Annotated in this window: 20 protein-coding genes, 1 pseudogene and 1 riboswitch; of the genes and pseudogenes, 16 read left to right on the forward strand and 5 right to left on the reverse strand. The window is 72.4% G+C overall.

Annotated elements, in window-relative coordinates; translation table 11 throughout:
• Positions 1-20: 20 nt before the first annotated feature.
• Positions 21-132: riboswitch (TPP riboswitch) on the forward strand.
• The 9 genes from thiS (at position 132) to ABT297_RS10460 (ending at position 7,847) form a co-directional block, all read left to right on the forward strand.
• The gene (gene thiS / locus ABT297_RS10420) at positions 132-335 is read left to right on the forward strand and encodes a sulfur carrier protein ThiS (RefSeq protein WP_350547489.1); all 204 of its coding nucleotides are present in this window, start codon (positions 132-134) and stop codon (positions 333-335) included. (Overlaps the previous riboswitch by 1 nt.)
• Complete coding sequence (locus ABT297_RS10425) at positions 328-1,101, forward strand: thiazole synthase (RefSeq protein WP_350547138.1); 774 nt, start codon at positions 328-330, stop codon at positions 1,099-1,101. Before thiS ends, ABT297_RS10425 begins: the two co-directional genes overlap by 8 nt.
• Complete coding sequence (locus ABT297_RS10430; RefSeq protein ID WP_350547141.1) at positions 1,095-1,634, forward strand: thiamine phosphate synthase; 540 nt, start codon at positions 1,095-1,097, stop codon at positions 1,632-1,634. The genes ABT297_RS10425 and ABT297_RS10430 overlap by 7 nt, the downstream gene beginning before the upstream one ends.
• 35 nt (positions 1,635-1,669) lie before the next feature.
• Positions 1,670-2,461 carry a bifunctional hydroxymethylpyrimidine kinase/phosphomethylpyrimidine kinase gene (gene thiD / locus ABT297_RS10435; RefSeq protein WP_502885552.1) on the forward strand — a complete coding sequence of 264 codons (792 nt, stop codon included), beginning with the start codon at positions 1,670-1,672 and terminating at the stop codon, positions 2,459-2,461.
• Between the two features lie 72 nt (positions 2,462-2,533).
• Positions 2,534-4,114 carry a phosphomethylpyrimidine synthase ThiC gene (gene thiC / locus ABT297_RS10440; RefSeq protein WP_350547147.1) on the forward strand — a complete coding sequence of 527 codons (1,581 nt, stop codon included), beginning with the start codon at positions 2,534-2,536 and terminating at the stop codon, positions 4,112-4,114.
• 3 nt (positions 4,115-4,117) lie between these two features.
• Positions 4,118-4,834, forward strand: a complete 717-nt coding sequence (locus ABT297_RS10445) for a class I SAM-dependent methyltransferase (protein WP_350547150.1) — start codon at positions 4,118-4,120, stop codon at positions 4,832-4,834.
• 10 nt (positions 4,835-4,844) lie between these two features.
• Positions 4,845-5,993 (forward strand): alkaline phosphatase family protein, encoded by a 1,149-nt coding sequence (locus ABT297_RS10450; protein ID WP_350547153.1) that lies wholly within the window; start codon positions 4,845-4,847, stop codon positions 5,991-5,993.
• Between the two features lie 10 nt (positions 5,994-6,003).
• Positions 6,004-7,317: a DNA polymerase IV gene (locus ABT297_RS10455; protein ID WP_350547156.1), complete on the forward strand. Its 1,314-nt coding sequence runs from the start codon at positions 6,004-6,006 to the stop codon at positions 7,315-7,317.
• A 146-nt stretch (positions 7,318-7,463) separates the two neighbouring features.
• Positions 7,464-7,847 (forward strand): SCO2097 family morphological protein, encoded by a 384-nt coding sequence (locus tag ABT297_RS10460; protein ID WP_350547159.1) that lies wholly within the window; start codon positions 7,464-7,466, stop codon positions 7,845-7,847.
• Between the two features lie 406 nt (positions 7,848-8,253).
• On the opposite strand, the gene ABT297_RS10465 is transcribed toward ABT297_RS10460, so the two are convergent.
• From ABT297_RS10465 to ABT297_RS10475, 3 genes are read right to left on the reverse strand one after another with little or no spacing between them, the layout of a single operon-like run.
• Entirely contained in the window at positions 8,254-10,737 is a 2,484-nt protein-coding gene (locus tag ABT297_RS10465) for a transglutaminase TgpA family protein (RefSeq protein ID WP_350547162.1), read from the reverse strand.
• On the reverse strand, positions 10,734-12,032 hold the full coding sequence (locus tag ABT297_RS10470) for a DUF58 domain-containing protein (RefSeq protein ID WP_350547165.1): 1,299 nt from the start codon (positions 12,030-12,032) through the stop codon (positions 10,734-10,736). The genes ABT297_RS10465 and ABT297_RS10470 overlap by 4 nt, the downstream gene beginning before the upstream one ends.
• A gap of 2 nt (positions 12,033-12,034) precedes the next feature.
• Positions 12,035-13,069: an AAA family ATPase gene (locus ABT297_RS10475; RefSeq protein WP_350547168.1), complete on the reverse strand. Its 1,035-nt coding sequence runs from the start codon at positions 13,067-13,069 to the stop codon at positions 12,035-12,037.
• Positions 13,070-13,345: 276 nt separating this feature from the next.
• Here ABT297_RS10475 and ABT297_RS10480 point away from each other — a divergent pair, with 276 nt between their 5' ends.
• Both ABT297_RS10480 and leuS read left to right on the forward strand, forming a co-directional pair.
• The gene (locus ABT297_RS10480; protein WP_350547171.1) at positions 13,346-14,860 is read left to right on the forward strand and encodes a serine/threonine-protein kinase; all 1,515 of its coding nucleotides are present in this window, start codon (positions 13,346-13,348) and stop codon (positions 14,858-14,860) included.
• A gap of 199 nt (positions 14,861-15,059) precedes the next feature.
• Positions 15,060-17,927, forward strand: a complete 2,868-nt coding sequence (gene leuS, locus ABT297_RS10485) for a leucine--tRNA ligase (RefSeq protein WP_350547174.1) — start codon at positions 15,060-15,062, stop codon at positions 17,925-17,927.
• 91 nt (positions 17,928-18,018) lie between these two features.
• Here the strand turns inward: leuS and ABT297_RS10490 are convergent, their stop codons facing one another.
• Together ABT297_RS10490 and ABT297_RS10495 are read right to left on the reverse strand one after the other, a co-directional pair.
• A complete protein-coding gene (locus ABT297_RS10490) occupies positions 18,019-18,729 on the reverse strand; it encodes a type 1 glutamine amidotransferase (protein WP_350547177.1) in 711 nt (236 codons plus the stop codon).
• A complete protein-coding gene (locus ABT297_RS10495) occupies positions 18,719-19,963 on the reverse strand; it encodes a Mur ligase family protein (protein ID WP_350547180.1) in 1,245 nt (414 codons plus the stop codon). The genes ABT297_RS10490 and ABT297_RS10495 overlap by 11 nt, the downstream gene beginning before the upstream one ends.
• 384 nt (positions 19,964-20,347) lie before the next feature.
• Between ABT297_RS10495 and mraZ the strand changes: the two genes are divergently transcribed.
• The 5 genes and pseudogenes from mraZ (at position 20,348) to ABT297_RS10520 (ending at position 26,540) form a co-directional block, all read left to right on the forward strand.
• The gene (gene mraZ, locus ABT297_RS10500) at positions 20,348-20,779 is read left to right on the forward strand and encodes a division/cell wall cluster transcriptional repressor MraZ (protein WP_350547183.1); all 432 of its coding nucleotides are present in this window, start codon (positions 20,348-20,350) and stop codon (positions 20,777-20,779) included.
• Between the two features lie 197 nt (positions 20,780-20,976).
• Positions 20,977-21,942 (forward strand): annotated as a pseudogene (rsmH, locus tag ABT297_RS10505) (16S rRNA (cytosine(1402)-N(4))-methyltransferase RsmH); the annotation flags it as partial.
• 17 nt (positions 21,943-21,959) lie between these two features.
• Entirely contained in the window at positions 21,960-22,508 is a 549-nt protein-coding gene (ftsL, locus tag ABT297_RS10510) for a cell division protein FtsL (RefSeq protein WP_350547186.1), read from the forward strand.
• A gap of 267 nt (positions 22,509-22,775) precedes the next feature.
• Positions 22,776-24,977 (forward strand): peptidoglycan D,D-transpeptidase FtsI family protein, encoded by a 2,202-nt coding sequence (locus tag ABT297_RS10515; protein ID WP_350547189.1) that lies wholly within the window; start codon positions 22,776-22,778, stop codon positions 24,975-24,977.
• 45 nt (positions 24,978-25,022) lie between these two features.
• The gene (locus tag ABT297_RS10520; protein ID WP_350547191.1) at positions 25,023-26,540 is read left to right on the forward strand and encodes a UDP-N-acetylmuramoyl-L-alanyl-D-glutamate--2,6-diaminopimelate ligase; all 1,518 of its coding nucleotides are present in this window, start codon (positions 25,023-25,025) and stop codon (positions 26,538-26,540) included.
• Positions 26,541-26,550: the final 10 nt, after the last annotated feature.

Here is a 26,550-nt window from a genome sequence, read left to right on the forward strand (position 1 = left end):
GCGGCGGCGTTATGGTCGAGGCGTTACCCCACGGGAGTCCGGTGCGACCGGGCTGAGAGGGGGGCTGTGGAGCCCCCGACCGTCGAACCTGATCCGGATCATGCCGGCGCAGGGAGGCAGGAGTGAGCGTTATGCATCTTGTGGTCAATGCCGTCGCATCGACCGTCGACGACGACACCACCGTCGCCGACGTCGTGCGTTCGCTCGCCGGAGACGATCCGCGCGGGATCGCCGTCGCCCTCAACGGTGACGTGGTGCCGAGGTCGTGCTGGGCGGACACCCGCCCCGCCGACGGCGACCACGTCGAGGTGCTGACGGCGGTGCAGGGTGGCTGACGACCTCGACGTCCTGGTCATCGACGGCATCGAGCTGCCCTCGCGGCTGATCCTCGGCACCGGAGGAGCCACCAGCCACGCCGCGCTGGAGGCCGCGATCCGCGCCAGCGGCACCGCCCTGGTCACCGTCGCCCTGCGAAGGCTCGACCCGGCCGCGCCGTCGCTACTCGGTGTCATCGAGCGCTGCGGCGTGCGGGTCCTGCCCAACACCGCCGGGTGCTACACGGCGACCGAGGCGGTGAAGCTCGCCCACCTGGCGCGGGAGGCGTTCGGCACCGCGTGGGTCAAACTCGAGGTCATCGGCGACGAGGACACCCTGTTGCCGGACGGGGTCGAGCTGGTCGCCGCGGCCGCGCAGCTGGTCGGTGACGGGTTCGTCGTCCTGCCGTACACCTCGGACGACCCGATCCTGGCCCAGCGCCTGGCCGACGCCGGGTGCGCCGCGGTCATGCCCCTCGGCGCGCCGATCGGCTCCGGGATGGGCGTCCGCAACCCGCACAACATCGCGCTGATCCGGCAGAAGGTCACCGTCCCGGTCATCCTCGACGCCGGCATCGGCACCGCCTCCGACGCCGCGCTGGCCATGGAGCTCGGCTGCGACGGCGTGCTGCTCGCCTCCGCGGTCACCCGGGCCGAGCACCCGGCGCGCATGGCCGAGGCGATGCGCCTGGCGGTGCGGGCCGGACGGCTGGCGCACCTCGCCGGCCGGATCCCCCGCCGCCTGCACGCGACCGCGTCCAGCCCGACCGGAGGTATGCCGTGGTAGCGCCCGTGGAGGCCCCGGTGGAGCCCGGCCTCATCGTCTTCACCGACCGGCAGCAGGCCGGGCGCCCGCTGCCGGAGCTGATCGCGATGGCGATCGACGGCGGAGTGCGGATGGTGGTCCTGCGCGAGCACGACCTCCCGCGGCGGCGGCGCCTCAAGCTCGCCGCCGACCTGCGTGCCGCGCTCGACCCGGTCGGTGGACGGCTGCTGCTGGAGGAGGACCCGGCCCTGCGCAAGTGCCACGACCTCGACTCGCTCTGCGCCGCCGCCGCGGACGAAACCGCCGCCTACGCCACGCTCTCGCCGATCTTCCCGACCCGCTCCAAGCCCGGGTACGGCCCGCCGCTGGGCCTGGCCGCCCTCGCGCGCATGGCTCTCGCCGTGCCGATCCCGGTGTACGCGTTGGGCGGCGTGGACAACCCCGCGCGGGTGCGCGACTGCCTCGACGAGGGCGCGGCGGGCGTCGCGGTGATGGGCGCGGTCATGCGCGCCGAGGACCCGGCCCGACTCGTGAAGGAGCTGCTGAACGCATGAGCGGAGTGGATCGGGATTCGTTCAGGCGGCCGGACGTGAACCCGCCCGTCGCGCTCACCATCGCCGGCTCGGACTCGGGCGGCGGGGCCGGCATCCAGGCCGACCTCAAGACGTTCGCCGCGCACGGGGTGTTCGGCACCAGCGTGATCACGGCGCTGACCGCCCAGAACACCGTCGGGGTGCGGGGCATCTCCGCGGTGGGTTCCGGCTTCGTCGCCGCTCAGCTGGAGGCCGTGCTCGACGACCTGCCCGTCGCGGCCGTCAAGACCGGCATGCTCGCCACGCCGGAGACGGTCGCCCTCGTCGCGCGGTACGCCCCGCGATTGTCCGCCCTGGTCGTCGACCCGGTCCTGGTGGCGTCCTCGGGCGACCGGCTGTTCACCGCCGACGCCGAGCGCGCGTACCTCGAGCTGCTCTTCCCGCACGCCGCCGTCGTCACGCCCAACCTGCGCGAGGCGTCGGTGCTGCTCGGCCGCGACGTGCTCGACGCCGACGACGCCGCCAAGGCGGCCGCCGACCTGGCGGCCTACGGGCCGCGCTGCGTCGTGGTCAAGGGCGGTCACCTGCGCGGCAGCGCGGAGGCCGTCGACGCGGTGTGGCACGACGGCCAGGTGTCGCTGCTGAGCGCGCCCTGGATCGCCACCGCGAACAACCACGGCACCGGCTGCACCTTCGCCGCCGCCACCGCCGCCCGGCTCGCCCGCGGCGACTCGCTCGCCGACGCGCTGGCCGGCGCCAAGTCCTACGTCCACGACGCCCTGGTCCGCTCCGCGGGCTGGTCCCTCGGAGCGGGTCACGGCCCGCTCGCGTGGGGCCAATTTACCTAATATTCCGGACATTTCGGTCCCCTGTGTCGCAAGGGGTCCGCCCCGCCGTGCCCTTTTCCAGGAGGAGCGCCCATGAAACGCAAGGTGTACGTCGCCGGCTCCCGCCCCGACCTTCGCGTGCCGTTCGCCGAGGTCGAGCTGACCGGGGACAACCCGCCGGTCCGCCTCTACGACACGTCGGGCCCGCTCAACGACCCGCCGGCGGGGCTGCCGGCGCTGCGCGCGCAGTGGATCGCCGAGCGCGGGCCCACCGAGCGGACGCAGCTGTACTACGCCCGCCGGGGCGTCGTCACCCCGGAGATGGAGTTCGTGGCGATCCGCGAGGGCGTCGAGCCGGAGCTTGTGCGCGACGAGATCGCGGCCGGCCGGGCGATCCTGCCCAACAACGTCAACCACCCGGAGAGCGAGCCGATGATCATCGGGTCGCGGTTCCTGGTGAAGGTCAACGCCAACATCGGTACCAGCGCCGTGTCCTCCAGCGTGGCGGAGGAGGTCGCCAAGCTCACCTGGGCGACCCGCTGGGGCGCTGACACCGTCATGGACCTCTCGACCGGCAAGCACATCCACGCCACCCGCGAGGCGATCATCCGCAACTCCCCGGTCCCGATCGGCACCGTGCCGCTCTACCAGGCGCTGGAGAAGGTCGGCGGCGACCCGGTGCGGCTGACCTGGGAGGCCTACCGCGACACGATCATCGAGCAGGCCGAGCAGGGCGTCGACTACATGACGGTGCACGCGGGCGTGCTCCTGCGGTACGTGCCGATGACCGTCAAGCGGGTCACCGGCATCGTGTCGCGCGGCGGGTCGATCATGGCCGCCTGGTGCCTGGCGCACCACGAGGAGAACTTCCTGTACACCAACTTCGCGGAGCTGTGCGAGATCCTCGCCCGCTACGACGTGGCCTTCTCCCTCGGCGACGGCCTGCGCCCCGGCTCGATCGCCGACGCCAACGATGAGGCTCAACTCGCCGAACTGCGGACCTTGGGCGAGCTGACGCGGATCGCCTGGGAGCACGATGTCCAGGTCATGATCGAGGGCCCCGGCCACGTGCCCATGCACAAGATCAAGGAGAACGTGGACCTGCAGAAGGAGTGGTGCCACGAGGCGCCCTTCTACACGCTCGGCCCGCTGACCACCGACGTCGCGCCCGCCTACGACCACATCACGTCCGCGATCGGCGCGGCGATGATCGCCATGTACGGCACCGCGATGCTGTGCTACGTCACCCCGAAGGAGCACCTCGGCCTGCCCGACCGCGACGACGTGAAGGCCGGCGTCATCGCGTACAAGATCGCGGCGCACGCGGCCGACCTCGCCAAGGGCCACCCGGGCGCGCAGGCGTGGGACGACGCGCTGTCCAAGGCCCGCTTCGAGTTCCGCTGGGAGGACCAGTTCAACCTCGCCATGGACCCCGACACGGCGCGGGCGTACCACGACGAGACGCTGCCGGCCGCCCCGGCCAAGACCGCGCACTTCTGCTCGATGTGCGGCCCGAAGTTCTGTTCCATGCGGATCAGCCAGGACCTGCGCGGCTACGCGGAACTGGGCATGCAGCAGAAGTCGGAGGAGTTCACGGCGGCGGGTAGCCAGGTGTACCTGCCGCTCGCCACGACGGTGGAGTCGGCGGAGTCCCGGACGGAGTCTAAGGTCTAGTTCGTGGAGTCTTCTGCGCCCCGCACCGCGGTGATCTGGCAGGTGTTGCGCCGCGAGCTTGCCCGGGCCAACCGGTCACTGAACATCCTCGATGTCGGCGGCGGCACGGGCGGGTTCGCCGTACCGCTGGCGCAGGCCGGCCACACCGTGACGGTCGTGGACGCGAGCCCCGACGCGCTCGCCGCGCTGATCCGGCGGGCCGCCGAGGCCGGCGTGGGTGAGCGGGTGCGGGCCGTGCAGGGCGACGGCGACGGGCTGGCCGACCTGATCGCGCCGGAGAGCGTCGACCTGGTGCTCTGCCACAGCCTGCTCGAGGTCGTGGACGACCCGCACAAGGTCGTCGCCGCGCTCGCCGGGACCCAGCGTCCCGGCGGCGCGGCGAGCGTGGTCGTGGCCAGCCGGGCCGCGGCCGTGCTCGCCCGGGCGATCGGCGGCCACATCGCGGCTGCCGCGCTGCTGGTGGCCAGCCCCGACGGCGGGGGCGACGCTCGCGACCGGCTCCGCCGTCGGTACAGCGCCGAGACCGCCACCGCGTTGCTCGACGGTTGCGGTCTCGCGGTCGAGCAGGTCCACGGCGTGCGCGTCGTCGCCGACCTCGTCCCCGGCACCGTGGCCGAGAGCGAGCCGGAGGCGCTGGCCGCGTTCGAGCTGGTCCTGGCGGGCACGCCGCCCTACCGCGACATCGCCACCCAGCTGCACCTGCTGGCCCGCCGCTCGTGACGGGCCCCTGATGGACCCGCTGTCGACCGTGGAGCCGCGATACGGCCACGGCAGCCTCGCCGACGTCATGCCCAGCGTGCTGCACGCGCTCGGCGCCCCCGGCGAGCCAGACCCGCTCGGCCTCGCGCCGCTCCTCGACGGCGTGCGGCGGATCGCCGTCGTCCTGATCGACGGCCTGGGCTGGCACCAGCTGGCCACGGCCGCGCCGCACGCCCCGACGATCGCCGGCCTCGCCGGCGGCCACCTCGGGACCGGCCGGGCGATCACCGCCGGCTTCCCGTCGACCACCCCGGTCAGCCTGGTCACCCTCGGAACCGGAGCCGCTCCGGGGCATCACGGGATCGTCGGCTTCACGCTCAACCGGCCCGGCACCGACCACGTCGTCAACCACCTCTCCTGGACCGACGAGCCCGATCCGGCCGACTGGCAGCCGCTGCCGACCGCGTTCACCCGAGCGCAGGAGGCCGGCCTCGCCCCGATCGTGGTCACCAACCCGGCCTTCAACGGCAGCGGCCTGACCCGCTCGGCCTACCGCGGCGCGCGGTTCGGCCCCGGCGTGGCCGCCGACGCCATCGCCGCCGAGATGCTGGCCGCCCTGCCGGACTCGCGCCTGGTCTACGGCTATCTGCCGGACGTGGACCGTGCCGGTCACAACTTCGGCATCGGTACCGCGCAGTGGCACGCGGCCGCCGCCGCCGCGGACCGCCTGCTCGCCCGCCTGATCGACGGCCTGCCGCCGGACGCGGCCCTCATCGTCACCGCCGACCACGGCCAGCTGGACGTCCCCGCCGACCGCCGCATCGACCTGGACCGCGACCCGCGCCTCACCGACGGCGTGGCGATCGTCGCCGGCGAGCCGCGCGTGCGTTACCTGCACACCGTCCCCGGCGCGCAGCAGGACGTCCTGTCGGCGTGGCGCGGGATCCTGGGCGACGGCGCCTGGGTGACGACCCGCGACGAGGCGGTGGCCACGGGCTGGTTCGGCCCGGTTCCGGACTCCCACCTCTCCCGCATCGGCGACGTGGTCGTGGTGTGCCGGGAGCGGTGGGTGGTGCTGGCGAGCGCGCACGAGCCGCCCCGCCTGGCCGACATGATCGCGTTCCACGGCTCGGCCACCGCCGCGGAGATGGAGATCCCGCTGCTGGTCGTCCGGCGCTAAGGTTCGCGGTGTGGGGCGAAGCCAGGTTGTACCGCGCGGAGGCGCCGGGGAGTTCGGGCCCGACGCCGACGACACCGGCTGCACGGTGCTGCACGTCGACATGGACGCGTTCTACGCGTCGGTGGAGATCCGGCGCCGGCCCGAGCTGCGCGGCAAGCCGGTCATCGTCGGCGGGGCCGGGCCGCGCGGCGTGGTGTCGGCGGCCAGCTATGAGGCGCGCGAGTATGGCGTGCGCAGCGCGATGCCGGGCACGCGCGCGCAGCGGCTGTGCCCGCACGCGGTGTTCCTGCCGCCCGACTTCGCCGCCTACACCGAAGCGTCCCGCGCCGTGATGTCGATCTTCCGGGACGTGACGCCACTGGTCGAGCCGCTCTCGCTCGACGAGGCGTTCCTCGACGTGGCCGGCGCGCGCAAGCTGCTCGGGCGCCCGGCCGGGATCGCCGCGCTGATCCGCCGGCGGGTCGCGCGGGAACAGCGGCTCACCTGCTCGGTCGGGGTGGCCGCGACCAAGTTCCTGGCGAAGCTCGGCTCGACCCGGGCCAAGCCGGACGGGATGGTGGTGATCCCGCGCGAGCGCGAGCTGGAGTACCTGCACCCGCTGCCCGTCGAGGCGCTGTGGGGCGTCGGCGAGCGCACCGCCGAGACCCTCCAGCGGCTCGGGCTCAGGACCATCGGCGACCTTTCCGCCGCGCCGGTGGGCATGCTGCGCGCCGCGGTGGGCGACGCCGCCGCCCACCACCTGCACGAGTTGTCCTGGGCGCGCGACCCCCGACGGGTGATTCCCGACCACGTCGAGAAGTCGATCGGCGCCGAGACCACCTTCGACGTCGACGTGAGCGACCTGTCCACCGTCCGACGCGCGATGCTGGCGCTGTCGGGCAAGGTCGCCCGGCGCCTTCGCCACGCCGGCCAGGCCGGGCGCACCGTCTCGGTGAAGATCAGGCTGGCCGACTTCCAGACGCTCAGCCGGTCACGCACCGTAGACGTGCCCACCGACGTCAGCCGCGAGATCTTCGAGATCGGTTGGGCGCTGTTCCAGGCGGCGCGCATTGGCGAGCGCATCCGGCTCATCGGCGTGCGCGTCGAGGGCCTCGTCCACGCCGAGGGCATGCCCCGGCAGATGACATTGGGTGAGCGAGATCACGGCTGGCGCGACGCCGAGCGGGCCGCCGACGCCGTTGCCGCGCGGTTCGGCGCCGGCCTCGTCAAGCCCGCCAGCCTGCTGCGCGGTGACGGAATGCGCACCGGCGGAAATGGAGCCGCACCGGCGGGGGAGGGGGCGGAAGAGCCTCGGAGGCGACACAATGGAAGGACATACGAGTGACACTCGTCGGAAAATCGCCACGACCGGACCAACGTCCCGCTTTCCGACTGGTTGACCCCCTCGTAAACTTGCCAGTACGCAGCCGTCCGGCTGTGCCGGACCGCCGGTCCCTACAGGGCCGGCCTTCGCGACCGGGGAGGAGTGCCGTGCCGCTCTCGGAGCACGAGCAGCGGCTGTTCGATCAGATCGAGCGGTCGCTAGCCGAGGATCCCAAGTTCGCTTCGGCGGTGCGCGCCACCGACCCGCGGTTCCATGCCAAGCGCCGGATGATCGCCGCAGGGATCCTGCTGCTGGCCGGCATGGCGCTGCTTGTCTACGGCGTGGCAATTCGCATCCCACTTCTGGGCGTGGGCGGCTTCCTGGTCATGCTGGGCGCTCTCGCGTTCGGCGTCCAGGCATATCGCCGCGGCCAGAGCGTCGACCTGCACGCCGTCGGCGGCACGGCCACGCGCCGCACCCGCCAGCGTCGCGGCGGCCTGGTCGACCGCCTCGAGGAACGCTGGCGCCGCCGCCCTGAAGGCGATCTCTAAGGCCCGGCCCCCCGTCGGCCACCCCGGTGCGGGGTGGCCGGCAAGTGGGTGAAGCATGCCCGGGATCCTCCGACCCGCCGCGCCCTGCTGAACCATGACCGCAGCTCGTGCTGTCGCGTCGCCGGTGCCGCCGTGGACGGAGCGCGGCCGTCATGCGGCGCATCGCCCGGAATACGACCGATCCGAGGTGCGCGCCGATCTTGAAGCGATCGTGGTCCAGGCAGGTCGCGTCAGGTCTCGGCCGTCATGCGGCCGGCCGGTCGTGCATGGTTCGCGGTCGGCGCTGACCATCGCCGGCCGGCGATCCCGCCCGGAGCGTCGGGGGAGGCGGAGCGGGTGAAAAAGCGAGTGGTGAAACGCTGAGGGACGCTCCGCAAGGAGCGTCCCTCAGCGTTGGCGGAGCGAATCAGCGGTCGACGCGGCGGGCCACGATGCGGCGCACGCTCACGGCGCGCATCGACGAGTCCCAGCCGTGGCCCAGGGCCAGCGCCAGGGCGTTCGAGCGCGCACTGAAGCTCGTGCGCCAGCGGCGCAGGACCGACGGTGGCAGGAACTTCGCCGTGAGCCGGACCTTGCGGGTCGCGCTCGCGGCGAACGACGACTCGACCGCGGAGAGTGCCGAGCGCAGCTCACGGCCCGTGAGCGGCTCGCGGGCGTACCGGGCGTGCTCCTCGACGGTGCCGAGCAGCCGCGCGCCGGCCTCGGCCTTGTCGCGCAGGCGCTCCTTCTTAACGAGGCGGTCGATCGTGGCACGCGGGGTCTCGGCGTCGACGATCTGGACGCGGTAGTCGACCATCGTGTCGACGAGCTCGTCCCAGGCGCGGTGGGCGTCGGCGCGGGCGGCGACGTACGAGCGTTCGTCGTTCGGCACGACGACCATCGTCGGGCCGTCGCCCGGCACGGGCGTGCCGACCGGGCCGAGCGTCAGCCGTCGCCGGCGGGTGCGCGCACGGGCGGCGGCCGGCGTGGCCAGGACCAGGGCCAGCAGGGCGACGCTGATGAGGGTGATGCCCAGGGTGCTGGACACGGCGTCGAGCACGCGCGCCGTGACGCTGCGGGTCCCGCCCTCGGTCTGGCCGCCGGTGTCGCCCGGGTTGTCGTGCGGGTCGCCGGGTGCCGGCGCCGCCAACTCCGACGAGTTGACACGCGGGTTGTTGCCGGGCCGGTCGCGGTCGTCGTCGCCGGGCGCGGTGGTCGTCGTCGGCAGGTACGAGGTCTGCACCGAGCCACCGATCGCCGCCGGCGGGGTCGCGTCGAACGGCAGCCAGCCGAAGCCCGGGAAGTACACCTCGGTCCACGCGTGCAGGTTGAAGTTGGTCAGCGTCATCGTCTTGCCCGACCTGTTGCCGCCCCGGGCGAAGCCGAACGCGACCCGTGCCGGGATCTTCGCCTCCCGCAGCAGCCAGCCGAAGGCCGCGGCGTACTGCGCGCAGTACCCCCTCTTGTTCAGCAGGAAGTCGGCGATCTTCGTGCCGCTGGTGTCGGCGCCGGTGGTCGTGTCGTAGGTGAACCCGTTGTTCGGCGAGAAGAAGTCGTAGATCGCCTTGACGCGGTCGTACTGGTTCGTCTTGCCCTTGATGAGCTCCTCGACCTTCGACTTGACCACGGCGTTGGCCGGCGCGATGGCGAGGTCCTTGAGCTGCGGGTCGTTGGCGTTGACCGGGTCGGCGTTGCGCAGCTGCTCGGGGGTGATCTCGGGTCGCAGGTAGGTGATGTTGTAGGACTTCTTGGCCGTCGTCTCCTTGCCGGAGTACACGACGGCGGTCTTGGGATCGAACGACCAGTTGTTGCTGATCTTGTCGATCTTCGTGGGCCAGGTGTAGATCGGCAGGTAGTTGATCGCGAGCTCGTTGGTGACCTCGATGCGGGCCTGGTGCGGGGAGGCCTTCACCGGCGAGTCCCACTCGGGCCGGGCGAAGCCGTTGCCCACGGGCGCTCCGCCGGCGATCGGCTTGGCGCTGAAACCCTTGGCGGAGAGCTCCTCGAGCACGTTGAAGCGCAGGTAGAATGGGTGGTCGTCGTCGATGTCGGTGACCTTGAGCATGTCGAAGGACTTGGTGCGAGTGAGCTGCCCGGACAGCAGCGCGAACATGCTCACCGACTTGCTGTTGTGGCCGCTGCCGATCCCGGCACCCCCGCCACCTCCCGTGCCCGCGCCGAGGCTCTGGAGAATCCCGCTCGGCATCGCGAACGGCACCAGCGGCACGAGGACCGCGGCGGCGACGCTCAGCGCACCGAGCCGCTGGCCGGCCGCGGCGAGCGGAGACGGCTCCCACTGGTCCACGTCGCGCCCGTCGCCGGTGAAGCGGCGGCCGAAGCGGCGCACCCGGTCGACGTTGTCGGTGACGAGCAGCCACAGGAAGCCGATGGCGCCGAGCGCGAACGGCAGCCAGCTCGTGGTCTCGGTGTCGACGGTGACCGGCACCGAGTAGATGGCCAGCATCGGCAGGCCGGCCAGCGCGGGCCGACGCACGACGACGGCGAACAGATCGACCAGCAGCGTGACCGCGGCGACGCCGAGCGTGGCGAGGAAGAGGAAGCCGTCCCGGTCGCCAACCGGGGTGGCGTATTCGCTCATCTCCGTCGACGCCGTGCGCAGCAGCTGCCCGAAGTGCGCGAACGTGCCCGGCGAGGGCAGGATGCCGAGGTACTCCTCGCCGCTGCGGTACAGCCAGGTCAGGGCGAGCAGCGCGGCCGCGGCCATCGCCGCGGTCGGCGCCCACGCCGGCGCCCGGAGGCTGCGCACCAGCAGGCCGACGCCGCACATGACGGCGACGACCAGGAGGGCCCGGAACGCCCACGTGTAGTGCTCGAAGACGTTGATCAGCGGCAGCGAGGCCAGGTATGCCGAACCGGCCGCGATCAGCGTCAGGTGCTTGCGTTGGTTCACCGGACTCCTCCAGCGACGCTCTCCGCGGATGCGGCCCGCCAGGCGAAGCCCTGCGAACCCCGGCCGGTCTGCGGCCACAGCGCGGACAGCTTGGCCCCGTGCGGCACCTCCACGACCCGCCAGCCGCTGCGCACCAGCGCGAGCGCGGCGACGCCGTGCGCCCGGTCGGCCTCCTCGCGCGCGGTCGTCGGCAGATTGAGCCAGGTCGAGGAGTCGATGAACAGCGCGACGCAGGTCGCGTTGTTGGAACGGAACGCGGCGAGCAGCTCGGCCTCTGCCGAGGACAGCAGGCCGAAGATGCCGATGATCAGGCCGCCGTCGCTGCGCCGGCGGACCCGCTCGATGAGCGTGCCGATGTCGCCGCGCTGGGCCAGCCGCACGTCGGCGAGCTGGTCGAGCAGCGGGCCGTCGCCGTCGATCTCGCTCGCGTCGACGTCCACGCCGGCGTCGGTCACGAGGCGCATCTTGTATCCGGCGTGGCGCAGGTGCACCGCGATGCTCGCGGCCGCGGAGACGGCCCACTCGAAGCTCGCCGTGGGGCCCTCGCCGCGGTGAGCGGCGGCGCGGGTGTCGAGCACGACCGTGGCCCGGCTCTCCCAGGGCTGCTCCTCGCGGCGGACCATCAGCTCGCCGGTGCGGGCGGTGGAGCGCCAGTGCACCCGGCGCAGGTCGTCGCCGTAGCGATACTCCCGGGTGGCGGCGTCGTCCTCGCCGTGCACGGCCACCGACCGGGCGCGGCTCTCGCCCGTCCCGGCGAACTCGCCGGCCAGGCGCACCGACGGCAGCGGCACGACCTGCGGGATGACGGTGAGCCGGTCGACCGACGGGAACGCCCGGGTCAGCTCGCACAGGCCGAACGGGTCGGTCAGCCGCACGACCAGCGGGCCGACCTCGTAGCGGCCGCGCACGTCGGCGCGCACCGTGTAGGCGACCGAGCTGGCCTGCTGAGCGCCCAGCTTCTCCAGCACCAGGCGGGGCCGGCTGCCCAGCGCGTAGGGCAGCCGGTCCTCCAGCAGCATCGTGCCGGTGGGCAGCCGGGACAGATTCTGCAGGCGCAGGATGACCCGCGCGCTCGCGCCGACCTGGACGCGGTGCGGGTCGAGGGTGCGGTTGCAGGACAGGCGGTAGCGGGTCCGCCCTACATACGCCGCGGAAAGCAACGGCAGCGCGGCGAGCAGGATCGCCACGCGGAGCAGGTCGCGCTCGCCGAGGATCAGGGCGGCGAGGAGGGCCGCTGCGGCGGCGGCCAGGAAGCTACGACCCCGGGTGGTGAGCCCCCGCAGCGCCTCTCGCATGCTCAGCGGCCCCCGTACTGCTGCGGCCGTGTGTCGTACGGCGAGCGCTGCTGGCGGTCGGACGGCAGCGGCAGGCGGTGCACGAGCTCGGCGATGATCGCGTCGGTGGTCCGGCGGGACAGCTGCGCCTCGGCCGTGGGGATGACCCGGTGCGCGAGCACCGGCACGGCGAGCGCCTGCAGGTCGTCGGGGAGCACGAACTCGCGGCCCTCGATGGCGGCGACGGCGCGGGCGGTGCGAAGCAGCTGCAGCGTGGCGCGGGGCGAGGCGCCGAGGCGCAGCTCGCCGGACTCGCGCGTGGCGGTGACGATGTTGACCGCATACTGCTTCACCGCGTCCGCGACGTGCACGTCGCGGACGCTGGCGATCATCCGGCGGATCGTGATCGCGTCGGAGACCGGGCCGAGGTCGTCGAGGGCGTCGTGACGGCCGTGCACGTCGAGCATCGCGAGCTCCGCACCCATGTCCGGATAGCCCATCGCAATCCGGGCGGTGAACCGGTCGCGCTGAGCCTCGGGCAGCGGGTAGGTGCCCTCCATCTCGATCGGGTTCTGCGTGGCGATGACGATGAACGGCACCTGGAGCGGGTAGGTCGCGCCGTCGACGGTGACCTGCCGCTCCTCCATGCTCTCCAGCAGCGCCGACTGGGTCTTCGGCGAGGCCCGGTTGATCTCGTCGCCGACGACGACGTTGGCGAACACCGCGCCCGGCTTGAACTCGAAGTCGCGCGTCTCCTGGTTGTAGACGCTGACGCCGGTGACGTCGCTGGGCAGCAGGTCGGGCGTGAACTGGATGCGCCGCACCGAGCAGTCGATCGACCGCGCGAGGGCCTTGGCGAGCTTGGTCTTGCCCACGCCGGGGACGTCTTCGATGAGGAGGTGCCCCTCGGCGAGCAGGACGGCCAGGGCCAGCCGCACCGTGGCGGTCTTGCCCTCGATGACCTGTTCGATGTTGGCGACGATCGCATCGGTCGCGGCGCGGAATTCGGGAGCGGGAAGCGGAGCCCCGAGTTCCTCGAACGTGCGGTGCCTGGTCAACTGGCCTCCTCATGGTCTTGCCGTGCCCACCGTCAGGTGTACGACCCACAGGTGAACCGCTCGGTTGCGCGAAAACGTTGTCATCGGATCGCACCGAGCCGTCGTTTCCCCTCAGGCTAGCGGGGGAATTGACACGGCGCCGGACGGGATTCCGTCATTGCGGACATCCCGCCCGGCTCGTCGGCGACTTTCTTGAACGCCCGGTCGTACCCATCCGAATCACTGGTAAACGGTCGCTGGGGATGCGGCCGGCGTCGATTACGGCAGACTGGTCGCGTGGAAGCCGGGCAATTACTCAACGGCAGATACCTGCTCGCCGATCGGCTGGGCGAGGGCGGCATGTCCGTGGTGTGGCGTGCGCACGACCGGGTGCTGGGCCGGGAGGTCGCGGTCAAGGTGCTCGCCGGCGGGCTCGCCGCCGACGCGGACTGGCGGCGGCGCATCTGGCTGGAGGCCCGCGCGGCCGCGCGTCTTTCGCATCCGAACATCACCGGTGTCTACGACTACGGCGAGGCGGCGGACGACACCCCGTTCGTCGTCATGGAGCTGCTGCGCGGCCCGACGCTTGCCGAGCGCCTCCGCGGCGGCCCGTTGCCGCCCTCCGCCGCGGTGCGGATCTGCGCCGAGGTCGCCGCCGGTCTGGCCGCCGCGCACGCCGAGGATCTCGTACACCGCGACGTGAAGCCCGCCAATGTCATACTCACGCCGGATGCGGCGAAGGTTCTCGATTTCGGGATCGTCGGGTTCGTGGGGATCCCCGACCCGCCGACCGGCTCGGTGCGGGTTTTCGGCACCGCCGCCTACCTGGCGCCCGAGCGCGTGGTCTCGGACGAGGTCACGCCCGCCAGCGACGTCTACGCGTTCGGCCTGGTGCTCTACCGCTGCCTCACCGGCCGGCTGCCCTGGGACGCCGAGTCCAACACGCAGATGGTGGCGGCCCACCTGTCGGTCCCGCCCGAGCCGCTGCCCGACCTGCCCGGGGTGGCACCCGAGGTGCGCGAGCTGTGCATGAGCTGCCTCGCCAAGGACCCGGCGGAGCGTCCGGCCGCCGTCGTGGTCGCCGCCCGCCTGGCCCGGGCCGCGGGCATCGTTCCGCGTTTTTCGGTGGTACCGCAGGAGCCGGCGCCCGGCACCCCCGTCCCGCTCGAGTACCCGACCGACCTGCTGACGCCGTCATCCGAGGCGTCGCTCCGGCCGGCGTCCGCGCCGACGGGGACGTCCGCGGGCGACGCCGAGCCGGTCGGTTCGGAGCCGGTCGGTGCCCGCGGGGCGCGCCGGCGCGTGCTGGCCGGCGCCGGCGCGCTGGTCGCGGTCGCGGCGTCGCTGGTGGCGTTCGCGACGAGCCGCCCGGGCGGCGACCCGCGGCTGGAGGCCGGTCTCGCGCGCACCGCGCCGCAGGCGGCGGGCCCCGCGACGGCCTCCGGCGACGCGACCGGGACGGCACCGGCCGGGTCACCCACCGCGACGACCGCGGCGCGAAACCCGGGCGGGCAGGGCGGCGGCCGGCAGGACGACGAGGGCGGCCGGAACGACCAGGGCGGGCAGGGCGACCAGGGCAACCCGGGGCGGGGCGCCAACCTGCCGACCGAGGGCGGGGTGATCGTCGCGGCGTGCGGCCGGACCGGGGGCAAGGTCAGCGTGCGGCAGGTCGTGCCGGCCGACGGCATCGCGCTCGTCTCGGCCGACCTCGGGCGGCACGCCAAGGCGCGCGTCGAGTTCGACCGGGGCGGGCAGCGGCTGCGCTACGTCGCGGCCTGTGCGGGCGGGGCGCCGACCGTCATATCGGCGTAGCGCTGTGTGACCATCGGGATCGACGGGCGGGAAAACGCCTCGGTGCCTGCGGTACACTGCGGATATGACCCGGGTGGTCCGGCTTCTTAGCGAGCCGTGCTGACGCACTAGCTGCGACGGCACGGCGACCCCTCCTGCGCGAGGGGTTTTTTCGTGCCCGGACAATTCGAGGAACCCGAGACCTGAGGTGGGGACAGTCATGAGCGAGGCAGTGACCGACGGAGCGGTCGACATCCCGCCGCATCGGTACACCGCGGCGATGGCGGCGGAGATCGAGGCGTGCTGGCAGGACTACTGGTCCGAGAACGGCACCTTCTACGCGCCGAACCCGACCGGCCCGCTCAGCGACCCCGGCCACCCGCGCGCGGGCGCGCCCAAGCTGTACGTGATGGACATGTTCCCCTACCCGTCGGGCGCCGGCCTGCACGTCGGGCACCCGCTGGGGTACATCGGCACGGACTGCTACACCCGATACTTCCGCATGGCCGGGTACAACGTGCTGCACCCGATGGGCTTCGACGCGTTCGGCCTGCCGGCCGAGCAGTACGCGGTGCAGACCGGCACCCACCCGCGCACCACGACCGAGGCCAACGTCGAGCGGTACCGCACCCAGCTGCGCCGCCTGGGCCTGGCCTACGACGACCGGCGCAGCGTCGCCACGACGGACACCGAGTTCTACCACTGGACCCAGTGGATCTTCCTGCAGATCTTCAACTCCTGGTTCGACGCCGAGCGGCAGAAGGCCCGGCCGATCGAGGAGCTGATCGAGGAGTTCAGCAGCGGCGAGCGCCCGGCGCCGGACGGCCGCCCATGGGGTGAGCTGTCCGCGGTCGAGCGCCGCCGGCTGGTCGACGACCACCGGCTGGCGTACATCTCCGAGGCGCCGGTGAACTGGTGCCCGGGCCTGGGCACGGTGCTGGCCAACGAGGAGGTCACCCCGGACGGGCGCAGCGAGCGGGGCAACTTCCCGGTCTTCAAGCGCAACCTGCGCCAGTGGATGTTGCGGATCACCGCGTACGGCGACCGGCTGCTGGACGACCTGGAGCGGCTGGCCTGGCCGGAGAAGGTCAAGTCGATGCAGCGCAACTGGATCGGGCGGTCCCGCGGCGCGCACATCGACTTCCCGGCGACGACCACGACGGGGTCCGAGACGTCGATCCGGGTCTTCACCACCCGCCCCGACACCGTGTTCGGCGCGACGTACATGGTGCTGGCCCCAGAGCACGAGCTGGTCGACGAGATCGTGCCGGCGGCCTGGCCCGACGGCACCGACGCGCAGCGGTGGACGGGCGGGCACGCCACCCCCGCCGAGGCGGTCGTGGCCTACCGCGCCTTCGCCGCGGGCAAGACCGACGTCGAGCGGCAGGCCGACGCCAAGGAGAAGACCGGCGTCTTCACCGGCGCGTTCGCGACCAACCCGGTCGACGGCCGCAAGATCCCAGTCTTCATCGCCGACTACGTGCTGGCTGGCTACGGCACCGGCGCGATCATGGCGGTGCCCGGCCAGGACGAGCGCGACTGGGAGTTCGCCGAGGTCTACCACCTGCCGATCATCCGCACGGTGCAGCCGAGCGAGGGCTTCGACGGCAAGGCATACCTGGGCGACGGGCCGGCGATCAACTCGACCGCGCCTCATGGACTGAGCCTGGACGGGCTGGGCGTCGCCGAGGCCAAGGCGAAGATCATCGATTGGCTGGAGGCCAACGGCCACGGCGTCGGGGCCATCACCTATCGGCTGCGGGACTGGCTGTTCAGCCGGCAGCGGTACTGGGGCGAGCCGTTCCCGATCGTCTACGACGAGACCGGCCTGCCGATCGCGCTGCCCGAGTCGATGCTGCCGGTCGTGCTGCCCGAGGTGGACGACTTCTCGCCGCGCACGTTCGACGTCGACGACGCCGACAGCATGCCGGAGACGCCGCTGTCGCGCGCCAAGGACTGGGTCGAGGTCACGCTGGACCTGGGCGACGGGCCGAAGACGTACACCCGCGAGACGAACGTGATGCCGCAGTGGGCCGGCTCGTCGTGGTATGAGCTGCGCTATCTGGACCCCGTCAACGGCTCGAAGCTGGTCGACCCGGCCAACGAGCGCTACTGGATGGGCCCGCAGAGCCCCGGCGACGTCGGCGGCGTCGACCTGTACGTGGGCGGCGTCGAGCACGCGGTGCTGCACCTGCTGTATGTGCGCTTCTGGCACAAGGTGCTGTTCGACCGCGGCTTCGTCTCGTCGGAGGAGCCGTTCCGCAAGCTGTTCAACCAGGGCTACATCCAGGCGTACGCGTACAAGGACGCCCGCGGCGTGTACGTCGAGGCCGAGAAGGTCGAGGAGCGCGAGCCCGGCAAGTACTACTTCGGTAACGCTCCCGTCCAGCGCGAGTACGGCAAGATGGGCAAGTCGCTGAAGAACGTGGTGACGCCCGACGAGATGTGCGAGCGTTACGGCGCGGACACCTTCCGCGTCTACGAGATGTCGATGGGCCCGCTGGACGTCTCGCGCCCGTGGGAGACCCGCGCGGTCGTGGGCGCGCAGCGGTTCCTGCAGCGGGTCTGGCGGCTGGTCGTGGACGAGCAGACCGACGCGCTGCGGGTGACCGACGACGCGCTGGACGACGAGACCCGCCGCCTGCTGCACCGCGTCGTCGACGGCGTGCGGGTCGACATCGAGGAGATGCGCTTCAACACCGCCATCGCCAAGATGATCGAGCTGACCAACCGGGTCACGCAGGTCTCCGCGGCCGGCACGCCGCGCGAGGTGGCCGACCCGCTGATCCGCATGATCGCGCCGTTCGCGCCGCACCTGGGCGAGGAGCTGTGGCAGCGGCTGGGCAACGAGTCCTCGATCGCCTACGCCGGCTTCCCGGCCGCCGACCCCGCCTACCTGGTCGCCGAGTCCGTGACGTATCCGGTGCAGGTCAACGGCAAGGTCCGCGGCAAGATCGAGATCGCCGCCGACGCGGACGAGGACACGGTGCGCGCGGCGGCGCTGGACGCGGTCGCGGAGCAGCTGGCCGGCAAGACCCCGAAGAAGGTCATCGTGATCGCGGGCCGCATGGTCTCGGTCGTGGTCTGACACGCTTGCGAGAAAGGCCGGTCCGAATCGCTTCGGACCGGCCTTGTTCTTTCCTGCCTTGTTCTTTCCCGCGAAGACGGACGGCTCGGGGCTACCTCGAGACCGCGGACAGGCGCTCGTCGCGCAGCGCCGTGGGCCAGCGGTCGTCGATCGGCTCCATCGTCTGGCCGGTCGACCAGCGCAGCAACAGGTCGGCGATGGCGGGGTTGCGGGCCAGCGCCGGGCCGTGCGAGTACGTGCCCAGAATCCGGCCGCTCCAGGCGCCCTCCGACTGGCCGTCGTTGCCGATGCCCGTCGTCACCCGCGCCAGGGGCTTCACGCCCGGGCCGAGGTGGGTGCGGCCGCCGTGGTTCTCGAAGCCCGTCAGCATCGGCAGGCCCAGCGCCGGGTGCATCTCGCCGGTCAGCTCACCGACCGCCCGGGTCTCGCCGCGGTCCGAGTCGATGTCGAGCAGGCCCAGGCCCGGATACTTCGCGCCCTTCGCGAAGAACGAGTGGCCGAGCAGCTGGTAGCCGGCGCACACCGCGAAGATCGTCGCGCCGCGCTCGACCGCGCGGTGCAGGCCGCCGTCGTTGGTCAGGCGCTGCGCCGCCAGGGCCTGCGGGCCGTCCTCGCCGCCGCCGATCAGGTAGACGTCGCCATCGGTCGGGACCGGTTGGTCGGCGCGCACCTCGGCGCACTCGACCGGCAGGCCGCGCAGGTCGGCGCGGCGGGCCAGGATGAGCAGGTTGCCACGGTCGCCGTACGTCGAGAGCAGGTCCGGATAGAGCCAGATCAGGCGCAGATGGGACTCAGTTGACACGGTCCAGCTCCGCTCGGATGTCCTGGAAGGCGGTGTAGTTGGCGATGACCTCGAGCCGGCCCGGCGGTACCAGCGAAAGGGCCTGGCCGAACGAGCGCACGTGCTCGAAGCGGACCTCGTTGACCTCGAGGCGCACGGCCAGGTCCATGGCCCGGTCGCCGGTGATCAGCACGCGGCGGCCGCGCAGCGGGGAGAAGTCGACGTCGTAGAGCCACGACGTGTCGAGGCCGTCGGGGTCCCGGGCGTTGATGGACAGCAACGTCGGCACGTCCTCGGCCATGTCGAAGGACTCCAGCCAGCCGGCCGGGTTCTTGGCCAGCAGCAGCCGGATGGTGCGCCCGTCGCGGACCACGACCGCGTAGCGGCCGGCGACCGAGGCGACCTTCGCCAGCTCCGGCACCGCCTTCGCCGCCGGTACGCCGAACTGCGCCGCCACGGCGAGCGCGGTCGCCGCGTTCGCGCGGTTCACCCGGCCGGGCAGTTGCAGCACGACGTGGTGGTACGTGCCGGTGTCGTCGACCACGCCCTCGCCGCTGATCGTCCAGTGCGGCGCCGGCCGGCTCAGGTCGCCCTCTGCGCACGCCCATTGCTCGCCGTTGCGCTCGATCGAGCCGCCGCACCCCGGGCACACCCAGGAGTCGTCGTGGAAACGCTGGCCGGCGGCGACCCAGGTGACGCTGGTGCCGTCGGCGATCGCCTTGCCCACCGCCCAGACCACCATCGGGTCGTCGGCGTTGGCGACGATGTGCAGGCCGCGGCCGGGCAGCGCGTCGCGCCACAGGGCCGCCATCATCGCGACCTCCTTGGCCCGGTCGAGCTGGTCGCGGCTCAGGTTGAGCAGCGCGACGACCTTCGGCCGGGTCTGGTCCAGCACCTGCTTGAGGTAGTGCTCGTCGACCTCGAGCACCGCGTACGGCGTGGCGCCGGCCTTGGCCAGGGCCGAGGTGTGCCCGGTCGGCATGTTGGCGCCGAGGCTGTTGGTCGCGACCGGGCCGAGCACGCCCATCGCCGCCGCGGTCAGCCGGGTGGTGGTCGTCTTGCCGTTGGTGCCGGAAACCAGGGCGATCTGGCGGCCCGCGGCGAGCTCCGCGAGCAGGTTAGGGTCGATCATGAGGCCGATCCGGCCGCCGATGACCGAACCATCGCCCCGGCCGGTGGCGCGTGACAGCGCGGCGGCGCCGCGCGACAGTGAGGTGGCGAGCTTCGCCCGCATCGGCAGCTTGTTGTCCGTCATCTCGCTTCCACGGTGTTCGGCGATGCGCTGACCCTACCCGGACGGCGCGACGCTCCCAACCGGACTACGGGCTCTGCGTGACACCCCACTTTCCTCCACCGCGGCCACGGAAACGCAGCCGCGGGCGGAGAACGTGGAATTCATGGGTGTTTTGCCCGAATTTTGATCCCTCGGCAACACCCTCAACCGAACGGGCACGCCCGAGCTCCTCCACCCGGCGTCACCCCTTTTGACGTGGGGATTCTTCACCCGGGCCGCTGGCGGACCGGGTGGTTTTCCGTTGACGGTGGAGGGAAGTGGAGTACAGTGGAGCGCGATGGCGGAGCCGGGGGGCTCGGCCGGCCCCGGGGGGAACCGTTCGCGGTGGGAAGGGGTGGATGCCGCATGTTTTTGGGCACCCATACTCCCCGCCTGGACGAAAAGGGCCGGTTGATCCTGCCGGCCAAGTTTCGGGACGAGCTGGCGGGAGGTGTCGTGATCACCAAGGGACAGGAGCGCTGCCTCTACGTGTTTCCCGGCGCCGAGTTCGCCCGGATCGCCGAACAGCTTCGCGCTGCGCCGATGACGAACAAGGCGGCCCGCGCCTACAGCCGGGTGTTCTTCGCCAGCGCTCACGACGAGGTTCCTGACCGGCAGGGCCGGGTCACCATCCCGCAGCATCTTCGCGAGTATGCCGGGCTGGGCCGCGAACTCGTCGTGATCGGGGCGAGCACAAGGGTGGAGATCTGGGATCGCCAGGCCTGGGACAGCTACCTCGCCGAGAGCGAGGAAGACTTCGCGGGCATCGAGGAGGGGGTGCTGCCGGGAGGGCTGTGAGGTCCAACTGCAGTATCCGACTTTGAGGCCGCCGTATCGGCAGCTCTCCAGCCGCTCAGAGTCTCTCGAAGTCCTGACGCCACTTCCCCGGCGCCAGGGCGGAGGAGCGGATGGGGAGCTGGCGGTACGGCGCTTGCGCACTCGGCAGGTTCAGCATCACGGCGGGCCGCGGACCCGCCGCCGGCAGGGGGTCGACGATGGGGGAGCGGGACGTTCACGTGCCCGTGCTGCTCGAGCGCTGCCTCGAGCTGCTTGCCCCGGCCTTGACCCGCCCCGGAGCGCTGTATCTGGACGCCACGCTCGGCCTCGGCGGTCACGCCGAGGCGGTGCTGCGCGCCCACCCGCAGGCCCGGCTGCTGGGCCTGGACCGCGACCCGCAGGCCCTGAGCCTAGCGGGCCGGCGGCTGGCGCCGTTCGCCGACCGGATCCGCCTCGTGCACGCCGTCTACGACGAGCTGCCCGAGGTGCTCGCCGGGGAGCGGATCGACGCCGGCCTGTTCGACCTGGGCGTGTCGTCGATGCAGCTCGACGAGGCCGAGCGCGGGTTCGCCTACGCCCAGGACGCACCGCTGGACATGCGCATGGACCAGACGAGCGGCATGACCGCGGCCGAGGTGCTCAACACCTACAGCCACGGCGAGCTCGCCCGGGTCCTGCGCGTGTACGGGGAGGAGAAGTTCGCCTCCCGCATCGCCGCGTCGATCGTCCGGGAACGGGAGAAGTCCCCGCTGACCAGCTCGGCCCGCCTTGCCGAACTGGTCCGCGACGCCATCCCGGCGCCGGCCCGGCGCACCGGCGGGCACCCGGCCAAGCGGACCTTCCAGGCGCTGCGCATCGAGGTCAACCGCGAGCTCGCGGTCCTCGAGCGGGCGATCCCCGCGGCGCTGGACGCGCTGCGGCCCGGGGGCCGGCTGGTCGTGCTGTCGTACCACTCGCTCGAGGACCGCCTGGTCAAACAGGCGATCGCCCAGCGGACCCGCTCGACCGTGCCGGTCGAGCTGCCGTTCGAGCCGCCCGGCAGCGAACCGGAGCTGCGGGCGCTCACCCGGGGGGCCGAGCTTCCCGGCGCGGCCGAGACTGCGGCCAATCCGCGCGCGGCGTCCGTGCGACTCCGCGCGGTGGAACGCAAGCAACGTCCGAATCCAACAGGAGACAGGACAGACACATTGGGGGAGGTGTGATGAACGTGACGACACTGCCGGCCAGCCGGCAGCGCAGGGCTCAGCAGGGTGCACCGCGGTCGGGGGGCCGGACCACGGGGCGCGCCGCTGAGGAGATCCAGCAGCAGCGACGGGACTACCCGATCGACGGTGCGACGGCACTGCAGCCGGAGCACGAGACCACGGAGCCGGACGTCGTACCACAACGGCACGCGCCCGAGACGAAGCAGACGCCTCCGCGGCTGCGGGTGGCGCCGCCGGCACCGGTCAGTGCGCCGCGGGCGCCCTTCGTGGCGCTCGTACTCGTGCTGGTGCTCGCCGGCGTCGTGGGCATTCTGGTGCTCAACACGCGGATCGCCGAGAACGCGTTCAAGCTCGCGGCGTTGAAGGACACGCAGCAGAACCTCGACCGCGACGAGGAACGGCTGCGCAGCGACCTGGCCAACAAGGAGTCGCCGGTGACGCTCGCGTCGCGGGCGAAGCAGCTGGGCCTCGTGCCCTCGCGCACGCCGACGTTCCTGGTGCTGCCCGACGGCACCAGGCTGGAGATGCCCGGACCGAGCAAGTAGCGCAGGAACCATCGAAGTCCATAGTGGCCGGGACGAACGGAAGTCGGGACGATGGCTGGCGACACCTCTGATCGACGGAGCGGAACCGAGCGGCGCGGGGGCGCCGAGCGCAGGGATACCGCCGGTCGCGGGGGTGACGCCGGCCGGCAGCGGACGAGCGGTCGCGCCGGCGTGGGGGGTGCCGGTGCTTCCGCCCGTTCCCGCGCGGGGGGCGGAAAAACCGCGGAGCGCGGCGACGGTACCGCGGAGCCGCCGCTGCGTGGCACCATGTCCGAGGCCAAGCGGTACACCCCGCGCGGGCGCTCGGTCCGCGACGCCTCGGTCGAGGCGGGCGGGCGCAAGGATCCGTTCCGGCCGGCCCTGGAGGTAATCCAGGGCGGCCGCAGCGAGCAGCCGCGCCGCACCGATCCCAAGCGCGCCGGCCGCGGCAACGGCACGCAACGGACCGCTCCGAGCGACCCGGACGACGGCCATTCCCGGAGCACCGCGCAACGGAACGCTTCGCTCCGTGCGGTCAGCGGGCGCAAGCGCGGTGGGGAACGGACCATTCCGGTCCAGCCGGGCGCCAGGAGCCGGGCCGGGCGACCGCTGAAGGGAGCCGGCCGCGGCGCGGGCACGCGCGGCGCCGGCGCCGCGGTCGCGACGCCCGTCCGCAAGCCGCGGCGGCAGAGCCGGGTCAGGGTGCCGCTGCTCGCGCTCCGCCCGCGGACGCCGAAGCTCGCCGAGCCCCGCCGCCGGCTGCGGCTGGCCACCGTCCTGGCGCTGGCCATGTTCGCCGCCATCGGGGTCCGCCTGGTGCAGCTACAGCTCACCGACGCCAGCGCGTATGCCGCCGAGGGGCTCAGGGACCGCCTGGCGCGGGTCGTGCTGCCCGCCTCCCGCGGTGCCATTCTCGACCGTAACGGCAAGATTCTCGTGCACTCGGTCGAGACCCGCTACGTCGCCGCGGACCCGATGGCCGTGAAGGACCCCGAGGCCCTGGCCGACAAGCTGTTCTCGATCCTGGACAAGTACGGCGTGCTGCGCTCCGACCTGGTCCGCAAGATGACGCCGCACAAGGGCGCCGACGGCAAGACCGACGTGCGCTTCGAGTATCTCGTGCACCAGATCGACGTGGCCGACGGCGAGCGCGTCGCGGCGCTGCGCGTCGGAGCGCTCAAGGTGGCCCGCGACGAGCGCCGTGAGATCCCCGGCTACGACCTGGCGTCCAACATCATCGGGTACACCTCCCGCGCCGATCTGGTCGGGCACATGGGCATCGAGAAGCAGTACGACTCGCTGCTGCACGGCGTCGACGGCCTGCACGTCTACGAGCACGGCGTGGGCGATCTCGACAAGCCGTTGCCGGACGGCTACGAGGAGCTCGAGCCGGCCCGCCCCGGCAGCTCCGTCGAGCTGACCATCGACGCGGACCTGCAGTACTCGGTGCAGAGCGCCCTCGCCGAGCGGATGGGGCCGCTCAACGCCCGCTTCGCCACCGCCATCGTGTTCGACGCGCACACGATGGAGGTCATGGCGATGGGGAGCTACCCCTCGTTCGCCCCCGCCGACCTCGGCCGCACGCCGGATAACAGTCAGTGGAAGGACCAGTGCACGGCGACCGTGTTCGACCCCGGCTCGATCCACAAGGCGATCGTCATGGGTGCCGCGCTGCAGGAGGGCGTCATTACCCCGAGCACCGCGATCACGGTGAACTCGAAGGTGAAGAAGGGCGACACCACCTACACCGACCATCCGCCGCAGAAGGACGGCACCCAGATGACCATTCCGGGCATCCTGGCGCTGTCGTCCAACGTCGGCACCATCGCGGTCGCCGACAAGCTGGGCAAGGACAAGCTGTACGAGTACCAGAAGAAGTTCGGTCTGGGCGAGCGGACCGGCGTCGGGCTGCCCAACGAGTCGCCCGGGCAGCTGCTGGCGCCGGACAAGTGGAGCGGCTCCAGCCCGGGCTCCATCCCGATCGGCAACGGCGTGGCGACCACGGCGATGCAGATGGCGGCGGCGTACGGCGCCATCGCCAACGACGGCCTGTGGGTGCAGCCGACGGTGGTTCGCAACATCATCGCGCCGGACGGCACCGCGTCGAAGCCGCCGGCCCAGCAGACCCGGCGGGTGCTCGACCCGAAGGTGGCCCAGGAGCTGCGGGCCATGCTGGAGGGCGTGACCACGCTGGGCGACGCCACCGGCCACCAGGCGGCGATCCCGGGGTACCGGATCGCCGGGAAGACCGGAACGTCGAAGCTGCCGCAGAACGGCGGGTACGCTGACGGCGACGTGGTGTCGTTCATCGGCATGGCGCCGGCCGAGGCACCCCGCTACGTGGTCGCCGTGATCGCGCACGTGCCCGGCAGCGGAGCGGGCGGCTCGGTGGCGGCGCCGGTATTCAGGGAGATGATGGCGCTGACGCTGTCCAGTTACGGTGTTCTGCCGACGGGCACCGAAGCACCGAAGCTCACGATCTACCCGTGACACCGGCTCCGGGGCCGCGTGAGCGTGCGGGTAGGGTCTGACCCCGTGCCCGGCTATCCCCGTCCGCGGAATGTCCGACCCGTGCTCATCGCTGAGCTGGGCGGCTCTGGAGAGGTTGCGGTCACCGGGGTTACGCACAGTAGTTCCTCGGTACTTCCCGGCGACCTCTATGCGGCGCTGCCCGGATCCCGGGTGCACGGGGCCGATTTCATCCCCGATGCGCTGCGGCGCGGCGCGGTCGCCGTGCTCACCGACAGTGCCGGGTTCGAGGCCGGGGTGCGCGCCGACGCCGGCGTGCCGTTTATCGTGGTGGACCGGCCGCGGGACGTGCTCGGCGACGTCGCCTCCAAGGTGTATGGCGAGCCCACCCGCCGGCTGACCACGATCGGGATCACCGGCACCGCGGGCAAGACCTCCACGACGTACCTCATCGAGGCCGGCCTGCGCGCAGCCGGCCAGGTCACCGGGCTGATCGGCACCGTCGAGACCAGGCTGGGCGACCTGACCGTGGACAGTATCCGCACCACGCCCGAGGCGACCGACCTGCACGCCCTGTTCGCCGCGGCGCTCGAGCGCGGCGTGCGGTCGGTGGCGATGGAGGTGTCCAGCCACGCGCTGGAGGTCGGCCGGGTGGGCGGGGTGCGCTTCGCCGCGGCCGGCTACACCAACTTCGGCCTGGATCACCTGGACTTTCACCCGTCGGTGGAGGCGTACTTCGCGGCGAAGGCCCGCCTGTTCGACGGCCGCGCCGCGATCGAGATCCTCAATTTCGACGACGTGTCGGTAATGCGACTGCGCAAGCCGGGCTCGTGGACCTATTCCGTAGCTGGTGAATCCGCTGCCGTTACATCCAAGGACGCTCCCGCCGATTTCGGCGTGTCGAACGTGACCGTCGCCGGCTACGGGCAGGCGTTCGACGTGCACTGGCGCGGCCGGACCGTCCGCTCCGGCGTACAGCTGCCCGGGCGGCACAACGTCGCCAACGCCCTGCTGGCCATCGCGTCCCTGGTCGCGGTCGGCGTCGACCTCGACGTCGCGGCCGGGGCCGTCGCCGCCGCGCCCGGCTCGCCCGGGCGCATGGAGCGCGTCGACGTCGCCGGGGCCCCCGGCGACGTGGTCGGGGTCGTGGACTACGCGCACAAGCCCGACGCCATGGTCGAGGTGCTCAAGGCGCTGCGGTCGCTCGCGGCCTCCCGCGGCGGCCGGGTGATCTGCGTGGTCGGGGCCGGCGGCGACCGCGACCGCGGCAAGCGCCCGCTCATGGGCCGGGCCGCCGCGCAGGGCGCCGATCTCGTGATCGTCACCGACGACAACCCGCGCACCGAGGACCCGGCCGCGATCCGCGCCGAGGTCCTGGCCGGCGCCGCCGACGGGGCGGCGGGCGTGGTCGAGATCGATGGGCGCCGGGCGGCGATCGGCTACGCGGTGGAGCGGGCCAAGCCCGGCGACGTGATCGCGCTGCTGGGCAAGGGCCACGAGCGCGGCCAGGAGATCAACGGCGAGGTGCTGCCGTTCGACGACCGGGTCGAGCTGGCCGCGGCGCTGAGGGAGGCGGCGGCATGAGCGGTACGGA

Source organism: Dactylosporangium sp. NPDC000555, from assembly GCF_040300025.1.
Taxonomy (GTDB): Bacteria; Actinomycetota; Actinomycetes; order Mycobacteriales; family Micromonosporaceae; genus Dactylosporangium.